This window comes from Larkinella punicea (assembly GCF_003334855.1).
Classification (GTDB): Bacteria; Bacteroidota; Bacteroidia; order Cytophagales; family Spirosomataceae; genus Larkinella; species Larkinella punicea.
On record NZ_QOWE01000010.1, the window covers coordinates 110,773 to 129,683 of the forward strand.

The 18,911-nt window shown below is 50.1% G+C and carries 14 protein-coding genes; 11 read left to right on the forward strand and 3 right to left on the reverse strand.

Translation table 11 applies throughout. The features are described from left to right. Positions 1–61: 61 nt before the first annotated feature. Both DUE52_RS13835 and menD read left to right on the forward strand, forming a co-directional pair. Positions 62–925 carry a sigma-70 family RNA polymerase sigma factor gene (locus DUE52_RS13835; protein WP_038118528.1) on the forward strand — a complete coding sequence of 288 codons (864 nt, stop codon included), beginning with the start codon at positions 62–64 and terminating at the stop codon, positions 923–925. A 108-nt stretch (positions 926–1,033) separates the two neighbouring features. Next, positions 1,034–2,785 carry a 2-succinyl-5-enolpyruvyl-6-hydroxy-3-cyclohexene-1-carboxylic-acid synthase gene (gene menD, locus DUE52_RS13840; RefSeq protein WP_114406604.1) on the forward strand — a complete coding sequence of 584 codons (1,752 nt, stop codon included), beginning with the start codon at positions 1,034–1,036 and terminating at the stop codon, positions 2,783–2,785. A 103-nt stretch (positions 2,786–2,888) separates the two neighbouring features. Here the strand turns inward: menD and DUE52_RS13845 are convergent, their stop codons facing one another. Continuing rightward, positions 2,889–3,875 (reverse strand): tetratricopeptide repeat protein, encoded by a 987-nt coding sequence (locus DUE52_RS13845; protein WP_229312164.1) that lies wholly within the window; start codon positions 3,873–3,875, stop codon positions 2,889–2,891. 135 nt (positions 3,876–4,010) lie between these two features. Here DUE52_RS13845 and DUE52_RS13850 point away from each other — a divergent pair, with 135 nt between their 5' ends. Further along, positions 4,011–4,256 carry a hypothetical protein gene (locus DUE52_RS13850; protein WP_114406605.1) on the forward strand — a complete coding sequence of 82 codons (246 nt, stop codon included), beginning with the start codon at positions 4,011–4,013 and terminating at the stop codon, positions 4,254–4,256. 1 nt (position 4,257) lies between these two features. Here the strand turns inward: DUE52_RS13850 and DUE52_RS13855 are convergent, their stop codons facing one another. After that, a complete protein-coding gene (locus tag DUE52_RS13855) occupies positions 4,258–6,111 on the reverse strand; it encodes a M61 family metallopeptidase (protein WP_114406606.1) in 1,854 nt (617 codons plus the stop codon). Positions 6,112–6,216: 105 nt separating this feature from the next. On the opposite strand from DUE52_RS13855, the gene DUE52_RS13860 reads away from it, so the two are divergent. The 6 genes from DUE52_RS13860 (at position 6,217) to trmB (ending at position 15,355) form a co-directional block, all read left to right on the forward strand. Next, positions 6,217–9,252, forward strand: coding sequence for a tetratricopeptide repeat protein (locus DUE52_RS13860; protein WP_114406607.1), 3,036 nt, complete (start codon positions 6,217–6,219; stop codon positions 9,250–9,252). Between the two features lie 80 nt (positions 9,253–9,332). Continuing rightward, positions 9,333–11,036, forward strand: coding sequence for a TonB-dependent receptor (locus DUE52_RS13865; protein WP_229312165.1), 1,704 nt, complete (start codon positions 9,333–9,335; stop codon positions 11,034–11,036). 22 nt (positions 11,037–11,058) lie between these two features. Continuing rightward, positions 11,059–12,147, forward strand: a complete 1,089-nt coding sequence (locus tag DUE52_RS13870) for an HU domain-containing protein (protein WP_114406608.1) — start codon at positions 11,059–11,061, stop codon at positions 12,145–12,147. A 278-nt stretch (positions 12,148–12,425) separates the two neighbouring features. Next, a complete protein-coding gene (locus tag DUE52_RS13875) occupies positions 12,426–13,361 on the forward strand; it encodes a hypothetical protein (RefSeq protein WP_114406609.1) in 936 nt (311 codons plus the stop codon). Between the two features lie 6 nt (positions 13,362–13,367). Then, positions 13,368–14,696, forward strand: a complete 1,329-nt coding sequence (locus DUE52_RS13880) for a bifunctional folylpolyglutamate synthase/dihydrofolate synthase (RefSeq protein WP_114406610.1) — start codon at positions 13,368–13,370, stop codon at positions 14,694–14,696. Continuing rightward, positions 14,693–15,355 carry a tRNA (guanosine(46)-N7)-methyltransferase TrmB gene (trmB, locus tag DUE52_RS13885; protein ID WP_114406611.1) on the forward strand — a complete coding sequence of 221 codons (663 nt, stop codon included), beginning with the start codon at positions 14,693–14,695 and terminating at the stop codon, positions 15,353–15,355. The genes DUE52_RS13880 and trmB overlap by 4 nt, the downstream gene beginning before the upstream one ends. Before the next feature lie 31 nt (positions 15,356–15,386). Here trmB and gap read toward each other — a convergent pair whose 3' ends face one another. After that, complete coding sequence (gene gap, locus DUE52_RS13890) at positions 15,387–16,376, reverse strand: type I glyceraldehyde-3-phosphate dehydrogenase (protein WP_114406612.1); 990 nt, start codon at positions 16,374–16,376, stop codon at positions 15,387–15,389. A gap of 1,117 nt (positions 16,377–17,493) precedes the next feature. Here gap and DUE52_RS13895 point away from each other — a divergent pair. Both DUE52_RS13895 and DUE52_RS13900 read left to right on the forward strand, forming a co-directional pair. Further along, on the forward strand, positions 17,494–18,312 hold the full coding sequence (locus tag DUE52_RS13895) for a 2,3,4,5-tetrahydropyridine-2,6-dicarboxylate N-succinyltransferase (RefSeq protein ID WP_114406613.1): 819 nt from the start codon (positions 17,494–17,496) through the stop codon (positions 18,310–18,312). Positions 18,313–18,504: 192 nt separating this feature from the next. Further along, entirely contained in the window at positions 18,505–18,909 is a 405-nt protein-coding gene (locus DUE52_RS13900) for a helix-turn-helix transcriptional regulator (protein WP_114406614.1), read from the forward strand. Positions 18,910–18,911 lie beyond the last annotated feature (2 nt).

Genomic DNA, 18,911 nt, shown 5'->3' on the forward strand with positions numbered 1-18,911 from the left:
GTAGGCGGTCAGCCGATGAAGTAGTATTAAAACCGGACTGCCGGAAGGCAGTATTCCGTACATGAGACAGCTAAAGATTTCAAAACAGATTACCAACCGCGAGAGCCAATCGCTTGATAAGTATTTGCAGGAGATTGGTAAAGTGGATTTATTAACGCCCGACGAAGAAGTTCAGTTGGCCCAGAAAATCCGGGAAGGCGACCAGTTGTCGCTGGAACGGCTGACCAAAGCCAACCTCCGGTTCGTTGTATCCGTAGCAAAACAGTATCAAAACCAGGGTTTGTCATTGGGTGACCTGATCAACGAGGGAAACCTCGGTCTGATCAAAGCCGCCCAGCGTTTTGACGAAACCCGGGGGTTCAAATTTATTTCGTACGCCGTTTGGTGGATTCGCCAGTCGATTCTGCAAGCATTGGCCGAACAGTCGCGGATTGTTCGGCTGCCGCTGAACCGGGTGGGTTCCCTGAACAAAATTTCCAAGACGTTTTCCGACCTGGAGCAGAAATTCGAACGCGAACCGTCACCGGAAGAACTGGCCGCCGTGCTGGAGATTTCGGCGGCCGAAGTGGTCGATACGCTGAAAATTTCCGGTCGTCACGTGTCTATGGATGCGCCGTTTGTGCAGGGCGAAGAAAACAGTTTGCTCGACGTTCTCGAAAACGATGGCGAAGACAAACCGGATTCGGGCCTGATCAACGATTCCTTGCGGAAAGAAGTACAACGGGCCCTGTCGACGCTGACTCAACGGGAAGCCGATGTCATCACACTCTATTTCGGTCTGAATGGCGAACACGCCATGACGCTCGAAGAAATCGGGGAGAAATTTAACCTGACCCGGGAGCGCGTTCGGCAAATCAAGGAAAAAGCCATCCGCCGTCTGCGGCATACGTCCCGTTCCAAAGCGTTGAAAACGTATTTGGGGTAGACGAATTGTAAGAATACGCCGAGATCGTAAAGAAAAGCCGGGAATGCAGAGATACTTTGCGGACTCGGCTTTTTTTTGTGATCTCATTTTACTAACCCTCCGATTGTTGTGGCTATTCATCAGCACGTACTGAATCTCGTTGAATTGTGTGTCCGCAAGGGCATTCGGCAGGCCATCGTTTCACCCGGTTCCCGCAGCGCACCCATCACGCTGGCCCTGGCGCGTCATCCGGAAATGACCACCCGTGCCGTGGCCGACGAACGCTCCGCCGGTTTTATTGCGATGGGCCTGGCGCAGCAACTTCGTCAGCCGGTGATTCTGGTCTGTACGTCCGGCAGTGCGGTCTATAACCTGGCCCCCGCCGTGGCCGAAGCCTACTTTCAGGAAATACCGCTGCTGATTCTGACCGCCGACCGGCCCAAAGAATGGACGCACCAGCAGGACGGGCAAACGATTTACCAGACCGACATTTTTGGGAAGCACGTCAAACAATCGTTTGAACTGCCCGCCGATTTTGTCCACCCCGATGCCCGCTGGTTTGCCGAACGGGCGACGAACGAAGCCGTCAATCTGGCGTGGGCGGAACCGCGCGGTCCGGTACACATCAACATTCCGTTGCGCGAACCGCTGTATCCGGTGGGAGACGAAACCTTTCAGTATCCGGCCGTTCGGGTGATTGAACAACTGACGGCGGCATCGGCTTTGTCGTCGGAAACCTGGCACCGTTTGCAGGAGGAGTGGGAAACCGCCGAGCGGAAATTGATTGCCATTGGACAGGGGCCGCACGATCCGGCCTTGCTGGCGATTCTGAAAAAGATCAGCGAAGAATGGCGGATTCCGGTGGTGGGCGATGTGATTTCGAATCTGCCGCGCAACGGGGAGTTCGTCACGCAGCAGGATATTTTTCTGAGTTCTGCCAATGAAGAATTGAAAAATAACCTCGTACCGGATTTGCTGATCACCTGCGGCCAGTCGTTCATTTCGAAACAACTTAAAGTGTTCCTGCGGAATCACCAACCCAAAGCACACTGGCAGATTCAACCGCATAACCGCCTGGCCGATCCGTTTCAGTCCCTGACGCGCCTGATCCCGCATGAGCCGACGGCTTTTTTCGAAAAACTATTCTCGGATATTGATTACCAGCGGTTTGTGAGCAATGACGACGAGGATTCCGACGACAATTTTCAGGAGCAGTGGCAAACCCTGGATCGGAAAGCGACGCGCCTGCTGAGTCAATTCCTGAAAGACGAGACGGTTTTTCACGAATGGGCGGTCATTCAGCGGATTCTGGATGAACTACCCGCGGACAGCCAGCTTCACGTGGCCAACAGCATGCCGGTTCGGTACGTCAATTTTTGCGGAATGCCTGAAAACCAGCGGGTGGAGGTGTTTGCCAATCGCGGAACCAGCGGCATCGACGGTTGTTTGAGTACGGCAGTGGGCGCGGCTTTGACGACGGATCAACTCGTGACGGCCTTGATTGGCGATGTCGCCTTCTTTTATGACCGGAATGGCCTTTGGAACAACCTGGTTCCGGCCAATTTGCGCGTCATTGTGCTCAATAACCACGGCGGCAACATTTTCCGGATCATCGACGGGCCGTCCAAACAGCCGGAACTCAGTGCCTATTTTGAAACGAGCCAACCGCTTTCGGCCGAAAATACGGCAAAAGACGCCGGTCTGGCGTATACGAAAGTGGCCTCGTATGGCAATTTAAAAACCGCCCTGGCGGATTTTTTTTCAAAGGCTGATCGGGGCAAATTGCTGGAAATTGAAACGGACCGGTATGTCAATGCAGAACAATTCCAACGGTATAAACAACTGGTGCAGGAAACCTTTTTAGATCGACAAAACCGTTAAAACGGTTTCCTAAATCTATATTCCGATTTTCTCTAAACCCACGGTTGGAAACCGTGGGCTGTTAAAAAACGGTTAGAGTCCCCGTTTTTAGGTTCGAAATGAACTAACGGCAAAACCGGGCGGTTTGCTCTTTCGCCAGTTCATCGCCCGCATTGACGCCAATTTTCCAGGTTTGACACGCCTGTGTCACATCACCCGCTTGCTGATACGCCTGACCGAGATAGGCATATACATTTTCGACCGAGGCATCGAGCCGCTCGGCTTCTTTCAAAGCTGCGATGGCCTGAGCGGGCTGATTTTTGGCTATATAGTAAAGGCCCAGATTGCGGTGTGCCCAGCCGTTCTGGTCATCGAGTTTGATGGATTGCTGAATGAGTTTCAGGGCATCGTCCGGACGATTGGTTTGGAGCAGCAAATAGCCCTTGTTGTTGAGGTAATACGGCTGGGTGGGTTGCAGCGCCAGGGCCTTGTCGGTCAGTTTCAGGGCTTCCACGTATTTCTTTTCCCGACTTAAAATCTGTCCCAGGTTATTGAAAGCAAAATGTTGTTTCGGATCAACCTGAGTCGCCTGCTGGAAGTCGGTTTTGGCCAAATCGAATTGTTTCTGGTTGAAATACAACACCCCCCGGTTGGTCAGGGCTTCGGCGTTTTTGGGGTCCAGTGCCAGGGCTTTTTCGTAGGCCGCCTGAGCCGATGAAAGGCGGTTTTGTTTGACCTGCAGATTGCCCAGCCGGACGTAATAATAGGTCGAATCCCGGTAAACCGGCTGAATTTTGGTTAAATCGTCGCTACTTCCTTTGAGATCATTCAGATCCGACCGAACTTCGGCGCGGTTGAAGTAAGCCTGCCAGAATTCGGCATCTTTGTCAACTGCCCGGTCGTAGTCGGCCAGAGCCGCCTGGAGATCGCCGAGCCGGTACTGCGCCAACCCGCGATTGTTGTAGGCATCGGCAAAATCAGGATTTTTTTCGATCGCTTCGTTGTAAAACCGGATGGCCTGCCGGTATTCGCCGGTTTTAAACGAAACGTTTCCCCGTTGGAAAAATAGCGCCGATTCGTCTTTATCTGAGTTCGAACAGGCGAAAAACAAAGAACAATGAATAATAAATAATGAATACTGAATAACGAATGTTGAATTACGAAAGGGTGTATGGGAAGTGATGGGAGCCATGATTTGGGAATTTGGCATTAAATAAGTAACCTAACACTGTTAAATGGTAACAAAATGCGGTATATAAAAGAAATTTCGCATCCGGCGTTTCGGATTGGTCTCTACTTCTGGAACAACAAATACCTGATCAAGATCGAAGCCGGTCAGTATGAACAAACCTACAAGATCAGTGAAATGGATGTCAGTTCCGATGAAGAAGTGATCCAGTTGCTGGATGAACCGTTCATGCAACGGGTGAACGAACGATTCGGCCAGATGCACGCGGATTTTATGGAAACCATTCAACGGCACGAATACTAGACTAACTGCTCGTCACCGAGAGCCATTTTTTATACAACGCCCTTTGCCCGTCCGTCGGATTCGCAACCGGCTCGATTCGAAAAGCGGCCAGCGGATTTCCCGTCAGTTTGGCGGATACGGTTTTTAGTTCACCACCCCGATTCACGAGCACCTGAATGGTTTGGTCGGGGTGATGGGTGTCCAGTATTTTATCCAGATCGTTATTCACCCGCCGGTTGTCGATCGACAGAATTTCGTCGTTGACGTTCAAGCCGCTGATCCAGGCGGGGGAATCGCGCCGAACGGCGGAAACCGTGAGTTTGCCATCGGCGTATTTCGTCATCGCACCCAGGTAGGCGTCCTGTTTGCTGGCGCTGGCGTCCACCAGTTTGAGCCCCACTGGGTTCAGAAATGCATTGTAATCAATTTTAGCGGTTCCGAACACGTATTTCTGAAAGAAATCATCCATTCTGCGACCCGCAACCTGTTCAACGGCCTGCTGAAATTCATCATCCGTAAACCCGCGTTTCAGCTTTTTGTAATACGTCGCATATAACAACCGCATGACATCGTCAAGGTTTTTCTGGCCGTTGGTGTTCGACACAATCGTTAAATTCAGCAAACCGCCGAGAACGCTGCCTTTGCTGTAATACGAAATGGTGCTGTTCATCGAATTCTCATTGGGCCGATACAGCTTGATCCACGCGTCAAGACTTGATTCGGTCACCGATTGCACCTGGTTCCCCGGTAAATTCTCGATGCCGGAGATTTCACTGCCCACGGAACGCAGGTAAGCTTCCGACGTCAGAAAACCGCTTCGTTTCAGGATCATAGACTGGTAAAACGTCGTGATGCCCTCCGAAACCCAGAGCAGATGGGTGTAATTTTCATTTTCGTAATCAAACGGGCCGAGGGCTTTGGGGCGAATGCGCTTGACGTTCCAGAGGTGGAAGTATTCGTGGGCGACCAGACTCATCAAATTCTGGTAGAGCTGACCGTTCAAAAACGCGTTTCGGGTAATTTGCAGGGTCGTGGAGTTGGCGTGTTCCAAACCGCCCCCGCCGGTGGGCGTCTGGTGGATGATAAAAGTATAATCTTTACAGGGATGCTCACCAATGACCTTGAAAGCTTCCTCACAAACCCGTTTCATGTCGTCGGCCAGCCGGGTTTCGTCGTACAGTTTCTCGCCGTATACCGCCACCGTGTGCGGAACACCGGCTGCTATAAAGGTAAACGTATGTTGATTTCCAATTTCAATCGGGCTGTCGACCAGCGCATCATAATCGGCTGCTTCGTAGGTGTTGGACTGCCCGGCGACGCTGGCAAGGCCGGTGTTGATTTTTTTCCAGTCTTTGTACGGCTGAATTTGTAGGCGATGGGGACGGTTTCGCAGGTGATCGACGTACAGGAAGATGCTCGCGCCGTTCAGATACCCGTGGGAAGCGTCGATAAAACTGGTCCGTACGCTAAGTTCGTAGGCGTAGACTTTATAACGAATCGTCAGCGGGCTGGCCGTGGAATAGACGCGCCAGGTGTTTTTCCGGATTTTCTCGGAACGCACCGGTTTGTCACCCGCCGAGGCCCGAAACCCTTCCACGTTTTTGGCATACTCCCGAATCAGGTACGACCCCGGGGTCCAAACCGGCATTTTTACGTCGATATAACCGGTAGAGCCCGTTTTGGAATCGGTAGAGGCTCCGCTTACCTGCATTTCCACTTCAAAATAATGGGTTTGCGGTTCGGGCATCGACAGGGTATAGATAATGGAGGGAGTCGTTGCGAAAGGGGGGACCAAAGTGGATTCCGGTGCCGGAAAAGCCGCGTGGACGAAAGCCGGCAGGCAGAGTAAAAAGAAAAGCCAATGATTTTTTTTCATACGGAAATGCGTGTACTTTCGTTTTCAGATGGTAGAAACCCGTTCTTACGACTGACAAAAGTAATAACGTAACTACGATAAAGAAAATCTGTTTAACCCCAACGTATGCGTCCGACCCAGTTTGGAAAGGCATTCCACTTATCGGTTTTATTAACCTGCTCGGTGCTGGCAATGCCGGCAACCGCCCAACGAACCCTCAGTTACACCGAACCCGACGTCCTGTTCAGGAACGGGCTGGAGTGGTTTGAAAAAAATAACTATGCGGCAGCGCGCCAGGAATTCCTGCAATACCTGGACCGCAAAAAGCCCATTACCAACATCAGTGATCAGAATGCGGTTTCGGCGGAATACTACATTGCGCTGACGGGTCTGTATCTCGACATTCCGGAAGCGGAGGTTCAGGTGGACCGGTTTGTGAAAACCCACCGCGAACACCCGAAAGCCGGGCTTTTGTATGGCGATCTGGGAAAATACTACTTCGACAAAGGCGACTACGACCGGGCGATCACGTTTCTGGAAAAAGCCATCAAGCAAAGCCAGAACGCAAACGGCCAGGCCGAAAGCAAGTATCTCCTAGCGATGGCCTACTATTCGAAGCAGGATTTGCGGGCGGCTTTGCCCTTGCTGAACCAGATTAAACAGGACCCTGGTCTCGAACAGGCGGCATCGGCCTCGTATTATGCCGGTGTCATCAATTTCCGGCAGGGCAATTACACGGCCGCAATGGCCGATTTCAAGCGGATCGAAAAGAACCCGACCTACCAGAACGAAATTCCGAACTGGATGGTACAGTCGATGTACAAAGCCGGTCGGTATGACGACTTGCTGGCGTATGCCCAGCCGTTGCTGCAGCGGAACCGGGGCAATGCGGCCCAACTGGCCGAGGTGGCGCTGTTCACCGCCGAGGTGCTTTACAAAAAAGGCGATTTCGCCAAAGCCATTCCCTATTATAAGCAATACAGCAACATCAAGGGCCGCAGCGTTCCCCCGGCGGTTCAGTTCCGGTACGGCGACGCGTTGTTCAAAACCGGGGATTATACCGGGGCCATCGCGGCTTTGAAAAATGTCTCGGCGGGAAAAGATACGATTGCCCAGTATTCGGCCTACCGATTGGGGATCAGTTACCTGCAAACCGCCAATCCGACGTTTGCACTGAACGCCTTCGATCAGTCGGCCCGGCTGAATTTCAACAAGCCCATTCAGGAGGAATCGGCCTTTAATCACGCCAAACTCCAGCTCGATCTGAACAATGGCGGTGATGCTGTAAAAGAATTTACGGATTTCCTGAAACGCTATCCCGACAGCAAGTTCGAAAACGAGTCGAACGAACTGCTTAGCGAAGCGTATTTCTCGTCTAATAACAATGCGGCCGCCATTTCGTACATCGAAGGACTGAAACGGCGGACTCCGCGGATCAACGCGTCATACCAACGCATCACCTACAACCAGGCCGTGACGGATTTCAACGCGGAACGCTACGACCAGGCGATTGCCAATTTCGATAAATCCCTGAAATATCCGGTCGATTCCGATCTTCGCAACAACGCCCTGTTCTGGAAAGCGGAAACCTTCTCGGCTATGCGGAAATACGATGAGGCCATTCCGTTGTACCAGCAGGCCATGCGTTCCGGGAATGTCTCGGGTGATTTGCAGGGCAAGAGTTTGTACGCCCTCGGTTATGCTTCCTACAATAAAAAGAACTATCCGCAGGCTATTACGTATTTCCGGGATTTCATTTCCAAATCCGGGAGTTCCGACAAACAGGCGCTGGAAGATGCGACGGTTCGGGTGGCGGACAGCTATTTTGCGACCAAGAATTACAACGAAGCGATGCGGTTTTACGACAATGCCATCGCGCAGGGTCGCATCGACCGCGATTATGCCACCTTTCAGAAGGGTTTGATTCTGGCCTTCATGGAGCGCGACGTGGAAGCCAAAGCCCAGTTTGAAAAAGTACTGACCCAATTCCCCAATTCGCGGTATGCGGATGATGCGTTGTTTCAAATGGCGAATGTGGACTTTGAGAAAGGCGCTTACCAGCAGTCTATCCGCGGGTTTAGCCGGCTGATCAATGACAAACCGAAAAGCTACCTGATTCCGGCGGCCTTGTTGAAACGGGCGACGGCCAATACCAACCTCCAGGTTTACGAACCGGCGATTCAGGATTACAAACGGATTCTGGATCAGTTTGGCGGAAGCCCATCGGCACCGGGTGCGTTGCTCGGTTTGCAGAACGCCCTGAGTGATGCCGGTAGATCGGAAGAATTCAGCAGTACCTTGTCCAGTTACAAGAAGAATAATCCCGGCAGCACGGATGTACAAAAGGTTGAGTATGAAAATGCTAAGAGCCTATATTTCAATGAGAAATATGCACAGGCGGTGACGACTTTGCTCGGCTTTATCGACGACAATCCGGGAAGTCCGCTGGTGTATGAAGCCCGGTATTACCTGGCTGATTCCTACTTCCGTTCCGGCGATTTACCGAATGCCCTGCGGTATTATTACCTGGTCATCAGCGACAACAAATCGGATTTTGTGACCCGCGCGGCTGCCCGGGCGGCTGAAGTCGAACGCCAGCAGAAGAATTACCCGCGCGCCATTCGGAACTACCGCACGGTGCTGGCGCAGTCGAAAAGCAAGAACGAACAGTCGCAGGCGGTTTTGGGTTTGATGGATACCTATTACGAAACGGGCAATTATGACTCGACGCAGGTATCGGCCCGAGAAGTGTTGTCGATGGGGAACGTGGTGCCGGGTGCCCAAAACCGGGCGCAGTTGATGCTCGGGAAAGTGGCTTACGCCAAGGGGGATTTCAAACAGGCGACCACCGAGTTCGACAAAACCATCGCCCTGGCCAAAGATGAACAGGGAGCCGAAGCCAATTATTGGATCGCCGATATTCTGTACCGGACCAAAAAGCACAAGGAATCCATCGACGCTTTGCTGCGGTTCAACTCCGATTTTGCGCAGTACGACTACTGGAAGGGCAAAGGATTCATTCTGGTTGCCGACAACAACGTGGCGCAAAACGAGATCGCTCAGGCCAAAGCCGTGCTGAACTCCATTATCGAAAATGCTGAAAATCAGGAGATTGTTGCGGAGGCTAAGCAGAAACTGGCCGCCATCGAGAGCAAAAACTGATCGCTTTTCCGAAACCGGACCGGCTTTATTCATTCAACTAACAGACATCCGAATCACAGCGATTCAAACAGCATACCTGCATGTTCTTACCAAAATCATCCATCGACCATCTTAGATTGCTTTTGATCGTTACGGGCAGTTTGCTGCTCACTTCGGTCGATGCATTGGCGCAACAGACCCCGCGCCCCACCACGCCACCCGCCCGGGAAGGCGAGGTGGATGATCAGGAGATTACCATTGAGAAAAACCGCAAGATTGAAATGCCGGCGGCCAACCGCCTTTTCAATAAAATACCGTCCATCAAACCGTCTACCGAGCAGCGCAAACTGACTTACGAATTCAATGACCGGTCGCTGTCGGTGGGAGATCCGAAGCTATCGCCTTCGGCCTTGCCCATTCCGGCGGCCCAATCCGAGCAGCAGGAACTCTTCAACAATTACGTGAAACTGGGTGCGGGGAACTACAGTTCGTTTTATGGCGAAGCGTTCGGCAGCGGTCAGGTGATGGAGAACATCGCCGTCGATGGGTCTTTCAAGCATTTGTCGTCGGGCATGGGTCCGGTGGACGGCAAAAATTCGGCTACCTCGGAAAACCGCCTGAAGCTGAACGGAAACTACCAGACGGATGCTTTCAAGGTTTCGGCCAACCTGGGCTACGACCGGGAAGCGTTTTATTTCTACGGGTACCGTCGCCCGCAGGAAATCGACCGGCAAACCATTCGGCAGAAATTGACCACAACGCAGTTTAGGATTGGCATCGAAAACGTTGACCCGGATCGGAACATTGACTACTCGCTGAAAACCGGGATCGTGAACCTGACCGATAATTACGAAGCGACCGAACTCGACTGGGGAACCAACCTGAAAGGCTCGGTGGGGATCTCGGATCAGTTCGTTGCCCTCTTTGCCGCCGATGCCTACGTCACCCAACGGAGCGACGGGCCGGTCGATAACCGGAATTTGTTCCGGGTAAAGCCTACCTTCAAATATTCTAATTCGCTGCTGACGGTTACGTTCGGGGTTAACGCTGTTAACGAATCCGATAAACGCCAGAATATCAACCGAACACGGGCATTTCCGGTTTTAGACCTCGATGTGGTTCCGGCTGGGAATATTCACTTTTTTGCGGGTGTTGACGGCGACATTAACCGGAATACATTACGGACTTTTCTGGGCGAGAACCGCTGGCTGGCTCCGCAGGTGGTGTTGGCAAACACGGAGAAAACCTGGGATCTGTACGGCGGAAGCAAGGGTGAATTGGGAAGTGGTATTTCCTATGAAGGAAAAGTATCGTATGCCCGCTACAGGAATTTCTATGGTTTCAACAACACCTGGCCCGACACCTCGCAATTCTTTGTCGTCTATGACGGCGATCGTTCCCACGTCCTGACGGTTTCTGGTCAGGTGGGGTATACCTACAAGGAAGTGTTTCGCTCTACGCTGCGGGCCGACTTTTATGACTACAGCCTGAGCCGGATGGAAGCCGCCTGGCACCGGCCGACGATTTCGGGCTCGTGGTCGAATTCGTTTATCGTGAATAAAAAATTATTTATCACGACTGATTTGTACCATTATCAGGGAATGAAGGGCAAAAATTTCGTTACCAATCAGATTGTCACCCTCAAACCGATCTGGGATCTGAACCTGAAAATTGACTATTTCCTGGGAAAACAGGTTTCAGCGTTTGTTTCGTTAAATAACATTATAGGGTCTAATTATCAGCGGTATTTGTATTATCCGCAACAAGGACTTAACTTTCTCGGAGGATTGTCGTATAGCTTCTGACACTGCCTTAACCGAAAAGCATATGGTACCTGTATCGGAGTATCTCAAAAAACTGTTGTTTCAGTACGATTGCCTCGTGGTTCCCGAACTGGGCGGTTTTATTCTGCACTACATTCCGGCCACGTTTGTGGAAAGCACCGGAACCTACCTGCCTCCCCGGAAGAAAATCGCGTTCAACGAAGCATTGAAACTGGACGATGGTCTGCTGATCAACTACATGATGCTTCACGAGGGATTAACCCGCGATGAGGTGTTTCAGGTGATCCGGCAATTTGTGGACGAACTGAAGCAGGATGTGCGCCAGGAACGCATTTTTACGATAGAAGGGCTGGGCCTGTTCTCGGAAAATGAGGAAGGGAAGCTGCAGTTCGACCCCGAAATCCGCCATAATTTTCAAGGCGAGTCGTACGGTTTTCAGCCCATTGCGGCCCGTATGGTAACGGCTGTTGAGGAAGAAGAAAAACCGCTTGCGCTCGTTAAATTTGCCCCGGAAACGCCCATTGCAGTAGAAGCGGAAGAAGTTCAGACCGAAACGAAGGTGATTGAAATGCCCGTAGTGAGAAACCGCCGGCAATACCTGGCGTGGGCCGCTGCGGTTTTGCTGATCTGTTCGCTCGGTATTGTGACCGTAAAAAAATCGCCCTCGCAGGTGCTGAGTAGTTTGAACCCCTTCGAGTTGTTTGTGAGCGATGATGAGGATGCTCCGGTTACCGTTGCGGAAACACCAGCGACACCCGTTGAAACGGAGAAAGCTGAGCCGGTTGTTATGCCGGTTTCGAGTCCGGTAGTCGTTCCGACTCCGGTGGCTGAACCGGTTAAACCCGCCGTGGTGGCCGAGTCGATAGCACCCGTTGTGCTGGAACCAAAGAAAACCGAAATCTACTACCTCGCCATTGCCGGCAGTTTTGCCAGCGTTCAGAATGCGAAGCGTCTGATGCGTCGCCTGCGTCGGGAGGGTTTCGAAACGGCGTATATTCTGCCGCATTCCAAAAAGAAAGAACTGATCAAAGTAGCGGCCATTGGGTCGAATGATAAAACCGAAGTGCTGGCTTCGCTTGACAAGGTAAGCCGGTTGTCCGGTGCGAGCGCCTGGGTGTGTAAAATTGAGTGAACTGAACCATTAGGACTTTGGCTTTTGCCCCGTTCCCCTAAAGGGGACTTTGCGCATCCGGAGTAACCTGTGTCCAACCCTTTAGGGGAACGGGGCAAAAAGCAAGTGTATCAGAATTATTAGACGTAAGTCCTAACCTTATAAACTAGCAAAAGGCAGCCCACGGCTGCCTTTTTGCTTCAGGTGAACCGAACAATTCACGAAATCGTTTTAATTTTGCCGGTGTTGAACAATAGAGGCTACCGGTAGTTCCGTTAATTGGCTAAACACCTGCATCCATGAGTCGCGTCATACTGGAAAATGAGAATGAATACCGGGTAACGGCTTTTGCCGGATCGTTCGCCGTTTGTGCCCTCCTTTTTTTCCTGCTGCTGTACATCCGGTTGTGGCAGTCGGTTCCGGATCCCCCGCCGATCGAATACGTGGAGGTGAACTTCGGGACCGACCTGGTGGGCAGTGGCAACATTCAGACGTATAACAAAGCCAACGATTCTAAAAATAAGGAGGAAGTTAAAAAGGAAGAGGACAAACCGAATCCGAAAGTGACGACCACCTCGCGCGTGGAGAAAACACCGGTTTCGCCCGTTCCCAAGATTGTGGACGCCAAACCGAGTAAAGTGGTTACTGAAAAACCGGACATCGCCAGCAAGATTGAAAGCCCGGTGACGGTTCCGGAAAAGGCAGAACCCAAAAAAGTAGAAGCGACCACGCCCAAACCGACGCCCGCGCCACCCAAAGCCGAACCCGTTGCCGAGCCTAAGAAAGTGGATGCGAATGCGTTATATAAAAAAGGCTCTTCTGGAGGGTCGAATGGAACGGTAGGAAAAGCATCGGGAACAGGAGGGAATAACAATGGTGACGATGCATCGGGTGTGGGTGATAAAGGCAATCCGGATGGGAATATCAACGCCAAGCAATTCTACGGCACACCGGGTGGAACCGGGTCCGGCGTTTCGCTGAATATTGCCGGCTGGCGTTTGGCCACCAACCGCATTGCCCAGGATAATTCGGGAGAAAGCGGAAAAATCGTTTTCGAAATCAAGGTGGATGACAAAGGTGATGTTACTTTTGTGCGGGTTAAGGAAACCCGGGTAAGTCCAACCGTGACGGAGTTTTACAAACAACAGGTGTATAAATTGCAACTGGTGCAGAAAGCGTCGGCTGCTCCGCCGATTTCTACGGGTACTTACACCATTAACATCCGCTCAAACTAGTACCGAATGATGTATTCGGAAGCGATTGATTATTTGTATGCGCAGTTGCCAGTCTTTCACCGGATCGGAGCGAAGGCCCTCAAACCGGGTCTGGACAACATTCTCAAACTCTGCGAATACCTGGGAAACCCTCAGGAAAAATTTCGAACCATTCATGTTGGCGGCACGAACGGCAAAGGCAGTTCGTCGCATTTGCTGGCCGCTGTGCTGCAATCGGCGGGTTACAAAACCGGTTTATACACGTCTCCCCATCTCAAATCCTTCACCGAACGAATCCGCGTCGATGGCTTTCCCATGCCGGATGCGGAGGTGGCTCATTTTGTGGAAACCCACAAGGCGTTTATCGAGGATTTAAAGCCCTCTTTCTTTGAAGTAACCGTTGGTATGGCTTTCGACTACTTCGCGCGTCAGAACGTCGATTTGGCCGTTGTAGAGGTAGGGTTGGGGGGACGCCTGGATTCTACCAACATTATTACCCCGCTGGTGTCGCTCATTACCAACATTGGCTGGGATCATAGCGATATTCTGGGCGATAGTCTTCAGAAGATTGCCTATGAGAAAGCCGGAATCATCAAACCGGGTGTTCCGGTGGTCATCAGCGAGTACGATGCCGAAACGTACCCGGTTTTTAAGAACCGGGCTGAGGAATGCGGAAGTGACATTTTGATTGGTTCAGATTTCTATAAAGTTACTGATCTGGGGATTCATGCCGATGGCCGGCATTTTTCACTGGAACCTTACGACGGTGGTAAATTCGAGTTATCGCTAGCCTTATTGGGAACTTATCAACTCAGAAATGTGGCTGGCGTATTGTCGGTCCTGAAGGTCCTGTCTACTCCGTATATTCTTAATAATTCGATAGCTGAAGAATTTAAGGCAAAGTTATCAGAATCAGCGGTTCAAGCTGGTTTTGCCAAAGTCGTTGAATTGACCGGCTTAAAAGGCCGCTGGCAAATTTTACAACAAAATCCCACTGTGATTTGTGATACGGCTCACAATGAACCCGGTATCCTGAGTGTGCTGGAGTCGTTGCAAACGGTTTCATACCAGCAATTGCATCTGGTCGTGGGGTTTGTGAAAGACAAGGATCTGTCGAAGGTAATTCGTTTGTTTCCGAAAGGAGCGAGGTTCTATTTCTGTCAGCCTGACATTCCCCGGGCGCTGGATGCCGAGGTTCTGGCAGAAGCGTTTCGCGCGGAGGGATTTGCGGGTGATGTATTCCCGGATGTGAATCAGGCGCTGGAAGCCGCTAAAAGTCGTGCCAACCCGGCGGATTGTATCCTGGTGACCGGAAGCACGTATGTTGTTGCAGAATTAAACCAATTGGAAGCGTGAGTAGAAAGAAGCTTTCCCGTTTTGAACACAATCGCGTCAGTGAGAATGTTCTGGAGCCGGGAAAAGAGTTATTTGACACCATCAAGGGGCATTGGCGGGAACGGTATTTTCGGAATGCCAATCCGATTGTAATTGAAATCGGCTGTGGGAGAGGAGAATACACGATTGGGCTGGCCCGGCATTACCCACACCTGAATTTTATCGGCATCGACCGGAAGGGTGACCGGATTGCGCAGGGGAGTCTGCTGGCGCTGGAAACCGGATTAACCAACGTCGCTTTTTTGCGGACGGATATTTACCGGATTCAGGACTTTTTCGGAAAAGATGAGGTGAACGAAATCTGGATTACCTTTCCGGATCCGCAACCCCGGGTGAGCCAGTTGAAAAACCGCTCGACGGACGCCCGGTTTTTGAAGTTGTACCGGGAGATATTGATCGACGGTGGTTTGCTTCACTTGAAAACCGACCACGACGATTTCTTTGATTTCAGTATTGAGAGTTTGAGTCATAACGGATTTGAGGATTTGGTCTCGACCCGCGACTTGTATGCCTCCGAAATGAATAACCTTCACCTCGGAATCAAGACCAAATACGAAGAAATTTTTACCCGAAAGGGATTTTCGATAAAATACTTAAAATGCAAAAAGGCGGGCTATTAACCCGCCTTTTTTGGTGCCAAATCTTTTTATATTACAATTTAGCGATCAGGTCGGCAACCCGGCTTGAGTAGCCAAATTCGTTGTCGTACCAGCCGACGATCTTCACCAGTGTTCCGTTGGCGGAAGTCAGTTTCGAATCGAAGATACACGAGCTTGGGTTTCCAACAATGTCGGTTGAAACGATTTCATCTTCGCAATATTCCAGAATTCCTTTCAGCGGACCTTCGGCTGCGGCTTTCATGGCTGCGTTGATTTCTTCTTTCGTGGCTTCGCGTTTCAAAATGGCGGTTAGATCCGTCACTGAACCGTCGGGGATGGGTACCCGAAGGGCATAACCGTCGAGCTTCCCTTTCAATTGCGGCAATACCAGACCAACGGCTTTGGCAGCACCTGTCGAGGTCGGAACAATCGACAAAGCGGCTGCCCGGGCCCGGCGCAGGTCGGAGTGAGGAGCATCCTGAAGATTCTGATCGGCGGTGTACGCGTGAATCGTCGTCATGTAGCCTTTTTCAATGCCAAAAACGTCGTCCAGAACTTTGGCCATGGGAGCCAGGCAGTTCGTTGTACAGGAAGCATTGGATAGAATGGTTTCAGCACCCGTCAGGGTATCTTCGTTGACGCCCAGAACAACCGTTGGAATATTTCCTTTGGCGGGAGCGGAGATCACTACTTTTTTAGCACCAGCGGTCAGGTGTTGACCGGCACCGGCTTCATCTACAAAACGACCGGTTGATTCCAGCACAACGTCGACGCCCAGAGTGCCCCAGGGCAATGCTTTGGGATCACGTTCTGCATATGCATGAATTTTTACGCCATTAATGGTCAGGCTTTCGCTATCGGAGGTAACGGTGCCTTGAAATTTACCGTGAATGGAATCGTATTTTAATAAATGAGCCAGGGTTGCATTATCAGTCAAGTCATTGATTGCAACAATTTCAACATTTTCTTTTTCGAGGAGTCTTCTGAAAGACAGGCGGCCGATGCGGCCGAACCCATTGATGGCGACTTTGATTTTGCCCATTGTGTGTTTTAATTAGTTAGCAAGAACGGTACAAAGATAGTATTACAAATCGAAACGTAAAGGTAAGTTTAAAAGGGGAAGTCATAAAATCACGTAAGGACCGGCGAAATTTATGGAGGCAAAACGATTTGTTTAGTAAATGAGATGATTACATATTTAGTATATTTATGACCAATTGCTAATATCAATTACATATTTTGAGTATTATTTTAGCAATTTGCTAACGTTTCATTGGTTTTTTACTAATTTTAATAGTATATCATTCCTGTTTTCACTAATTAGGTTTACTTATTATTCACTAATCTCACCCTTTCACTATCTGCCTATCGGGTACTTATTCTCTACTAAATTGAGATCCGAATATTCGATGAAATAATTTATTACCTGCTTAAAAATGGTTATTTTTATAGTCTGTTTCTACCAGGCCATTTTACATTCAATGGCTTAAAATAGGAGCGACCCTATTCCTTTTATTCGATTTTAGCTTGCTTGAACACTCTAAAAAACGATACGTCGCGCAATCCTGACCGCTCCAAAACAGCGGACTTTTCCACCAGCCTGCCTACCTGTAAACCGATCGATTACGGTTTATTAAAACCACGCGGCTTGCATCGGACAAGCTCAATCCGGAAAGCGCAATCGTCTGGACCCAGCGTGATCGAGCCGTCAGTTAATCAGATCACTCACCTTAGCCTGCACACCAGTTATGTAACCTCAGTCAGTAACAATACTCATTTGTTGCTGACTGACCGATTATTAACCGGCGCTTTTTTGAAACGATACGGACAAAAGTCGATTCGCTATGGTCTTTTTACCATTCATGCAGGAAACCAAAAACACACTCTTCAGGCGGAGTACATGTATAATATATTTGTATTATATTTATTCAGTAACATACATCTCCGGCTTGGTACGTACTCATTGATTGTCATTTTTTGGTATCCTTGTTTTGCTGATAATAAGCACGGTCTTTATCAGTCTTTTTAACATTCTGACAAAAGCATTAAATAGTAAAAAACCGACAAGAACGATTTTAGAAAAAAATCTATAAGTATGATCGAAATCAAGTAGTTATAATAATCAAAATGAACAATTTCTATAAACAAATTTTTGAACTATGGAGTACATAAAAGTAATTGAAGATTGCTGGTCTGATCGTTCTTTATTAACCAATTCTGAAACCCTGGAAACCATTAAGAAGGTGATTGCCGAACTCGACGGCGGTCGTCTGCGCGTGGCCGAACCGGGTGGCGAAGGAGGGAAGTGGATCGTGAACGAATGGATCAAAAAAGCGATCTTACTGTATTTTGTTTCCCAAACGATGAAGACCGAAGAAGTCGGCATTTTTGAATTTCACGATAAAATTCCGCTGAAGACCGACTACAAAAGTCGCGGTGTCCGGGTCGTTCCACCAGCCGTTGCCCGCTATGGCTCCTATATTGCTCCAGGAGCGATCCTGATGCCGTCGTATGTGAATGTCGGCGCGTACGTCGATGAGCGAACCATGGTCGATACCTGGGCTACGGTGGGCAGTTGTGCGCAGATCGGAAAAGACGTTCACCTGAGTGGGGGCGTAGGCATCGGCGGGGTGCTGGAACCGCCCCAGGCGTCACCCGTTATTGTAGAAGATGGCGCCTTCATCGGCTCCCGCTGCATCGTCGTGGAAGGCGCACACATTGGCAAAAGAGCCGTCCTCGGAGCGGGGGTAACCATCACCGGAAGCTCCAAAATTATTGACGTCACCGGATCGTCACCGATCGAACACCGGGGTTATGTGCCCGACAATTCCGTCGTCATTCCGGGTACCATTGCTAAAGAGTTTGCAGCCGGGGTGTATCAGGTTCCCTGTGCGCTGATTATTGGTCTGCGAAAGGAATCGACAGATTTGAAAACGTCGCTCAACGATGCACTGCGCACGAACAATGTAACGGTTTAAGCCACGATACATATGTAATCGGATAGCCTTTACCTTACTTAATTCACAAAAGCCAATTTTACATTAGTAACGTTGGCTTTTTTCATTTGTAAACAATTGACATTTGTGCTATTTACATCAATAACTTTTAATAGTTTACAAAATACTTGTTCCTATTTGTAAACTATTTACTTTTGTAAAAACTATGCTACTATGAATGTAAATGACAAAATTAAACAGGTACTGAAGGATAAGAACTTAACCCCTTCTTATTTCGCCGATGAAATCGGGGTTCAACGGTCGAGCATCTCCCACATCCTCTCGGGACGCAACCGGCCCAGCTTCGACATCATCCAGAAGATCATTCGACGGTTTCCTGAATTGGGTTACGATTGGATACTGGAAGAAGATCAGCCCTTAACAAATGTAAATCCTCGTCCGGTCGCCATTCCAGCCATTCCGCGCAAGCCCAGCCCACAACCCGAAATTGTAGACGAAAAACCGCCTTATATAGCCCCGCCACAATCGTCTGTAGCGAAAAATAAAGAAGAAAAAACCATAGAGCGAATTCTGGTTTTCTACACCGACGGCACCTTCCGGGAGTACTCTCCGTCGTAAAT

Bases quoted from the DNA above. Each gene is read 5' to 3' on its own strand.
- DUE52_RS13860 (WP_114406607.1), top strand. From the start codon at position 6,217: ATGCGTCCGACCCAGTTTGGAAAGGCATTCCACTTATCGGTTTTATTA.
- DUE52_RS13855 (WP_114406606.1), bottom strand. From the start codon at position 6,111: ATGAAAAAAAATCATTGGCTTTTCTTTTTACTCTGCCTGCCGGCTTTC.
- DUE52_RS13835 (WP_038118528.1), top strand. From the start codon at position 62: ATGAGACAGCTAAAGATTTCAAAACAGATTACCAACCGCGAGAGCCAA.
- DUE52_RS13865 (WP_229312165.1), top strand. From the start codon at position 9,333: ATGTTCTTACCAAAATCATCCATCGACCATCTTAGATTGCTTTTGATC.
- DUE52_RS13850 (WP_114406605.1), top strand. From the start codon at position 4,011: ATGCGGTATATAAAAGAAATTTCGCATCCGGCGTTTCGGATTGGTCTC.
- DUE52_RS13875 (WP_114406609.1), top strand. From the start codon at position 12,426: ATGAGTCGCGTCATACTGGAAAATGAGAATGAATACCGGGTAACGGCT.
- DUE52_RS13870 (WP_114406608.1), top strand. From the start codon at position 11,059: ATGGTACCTGTATCGGAGTATCTCAAAAAACTGTTGTTTCAGTACGAT.
- gap (WP_114406612.1), bottom strand. From the start codon at position 16,376: ATGGGCAAAATCAAAGTCGCCATCAATGGGTTCGGCCGCATCGGCCGC.
- DUE52_RS13880 (WP_114406610.1), top strand. From the start codon at position 13,368: ATGATGTATTCGGAAGCGATTGATTATTTGTATGCGCAGTTGCCAGTC.
- DUE52_RS13895 (WP_114406613.1), top strand. From the start codon at position 17,494: ATGGAGTACATAAAAGTAATTGAAGATTGCTGGTCTGATCGTTCTTTA.
- DUE52_RS13900 (WP_114406614.1), top strand. From the start codon at position 18,505: ATGAATGTAAATGACAAAATTAAACAGGTACTGAAGGATAAGAACTTA.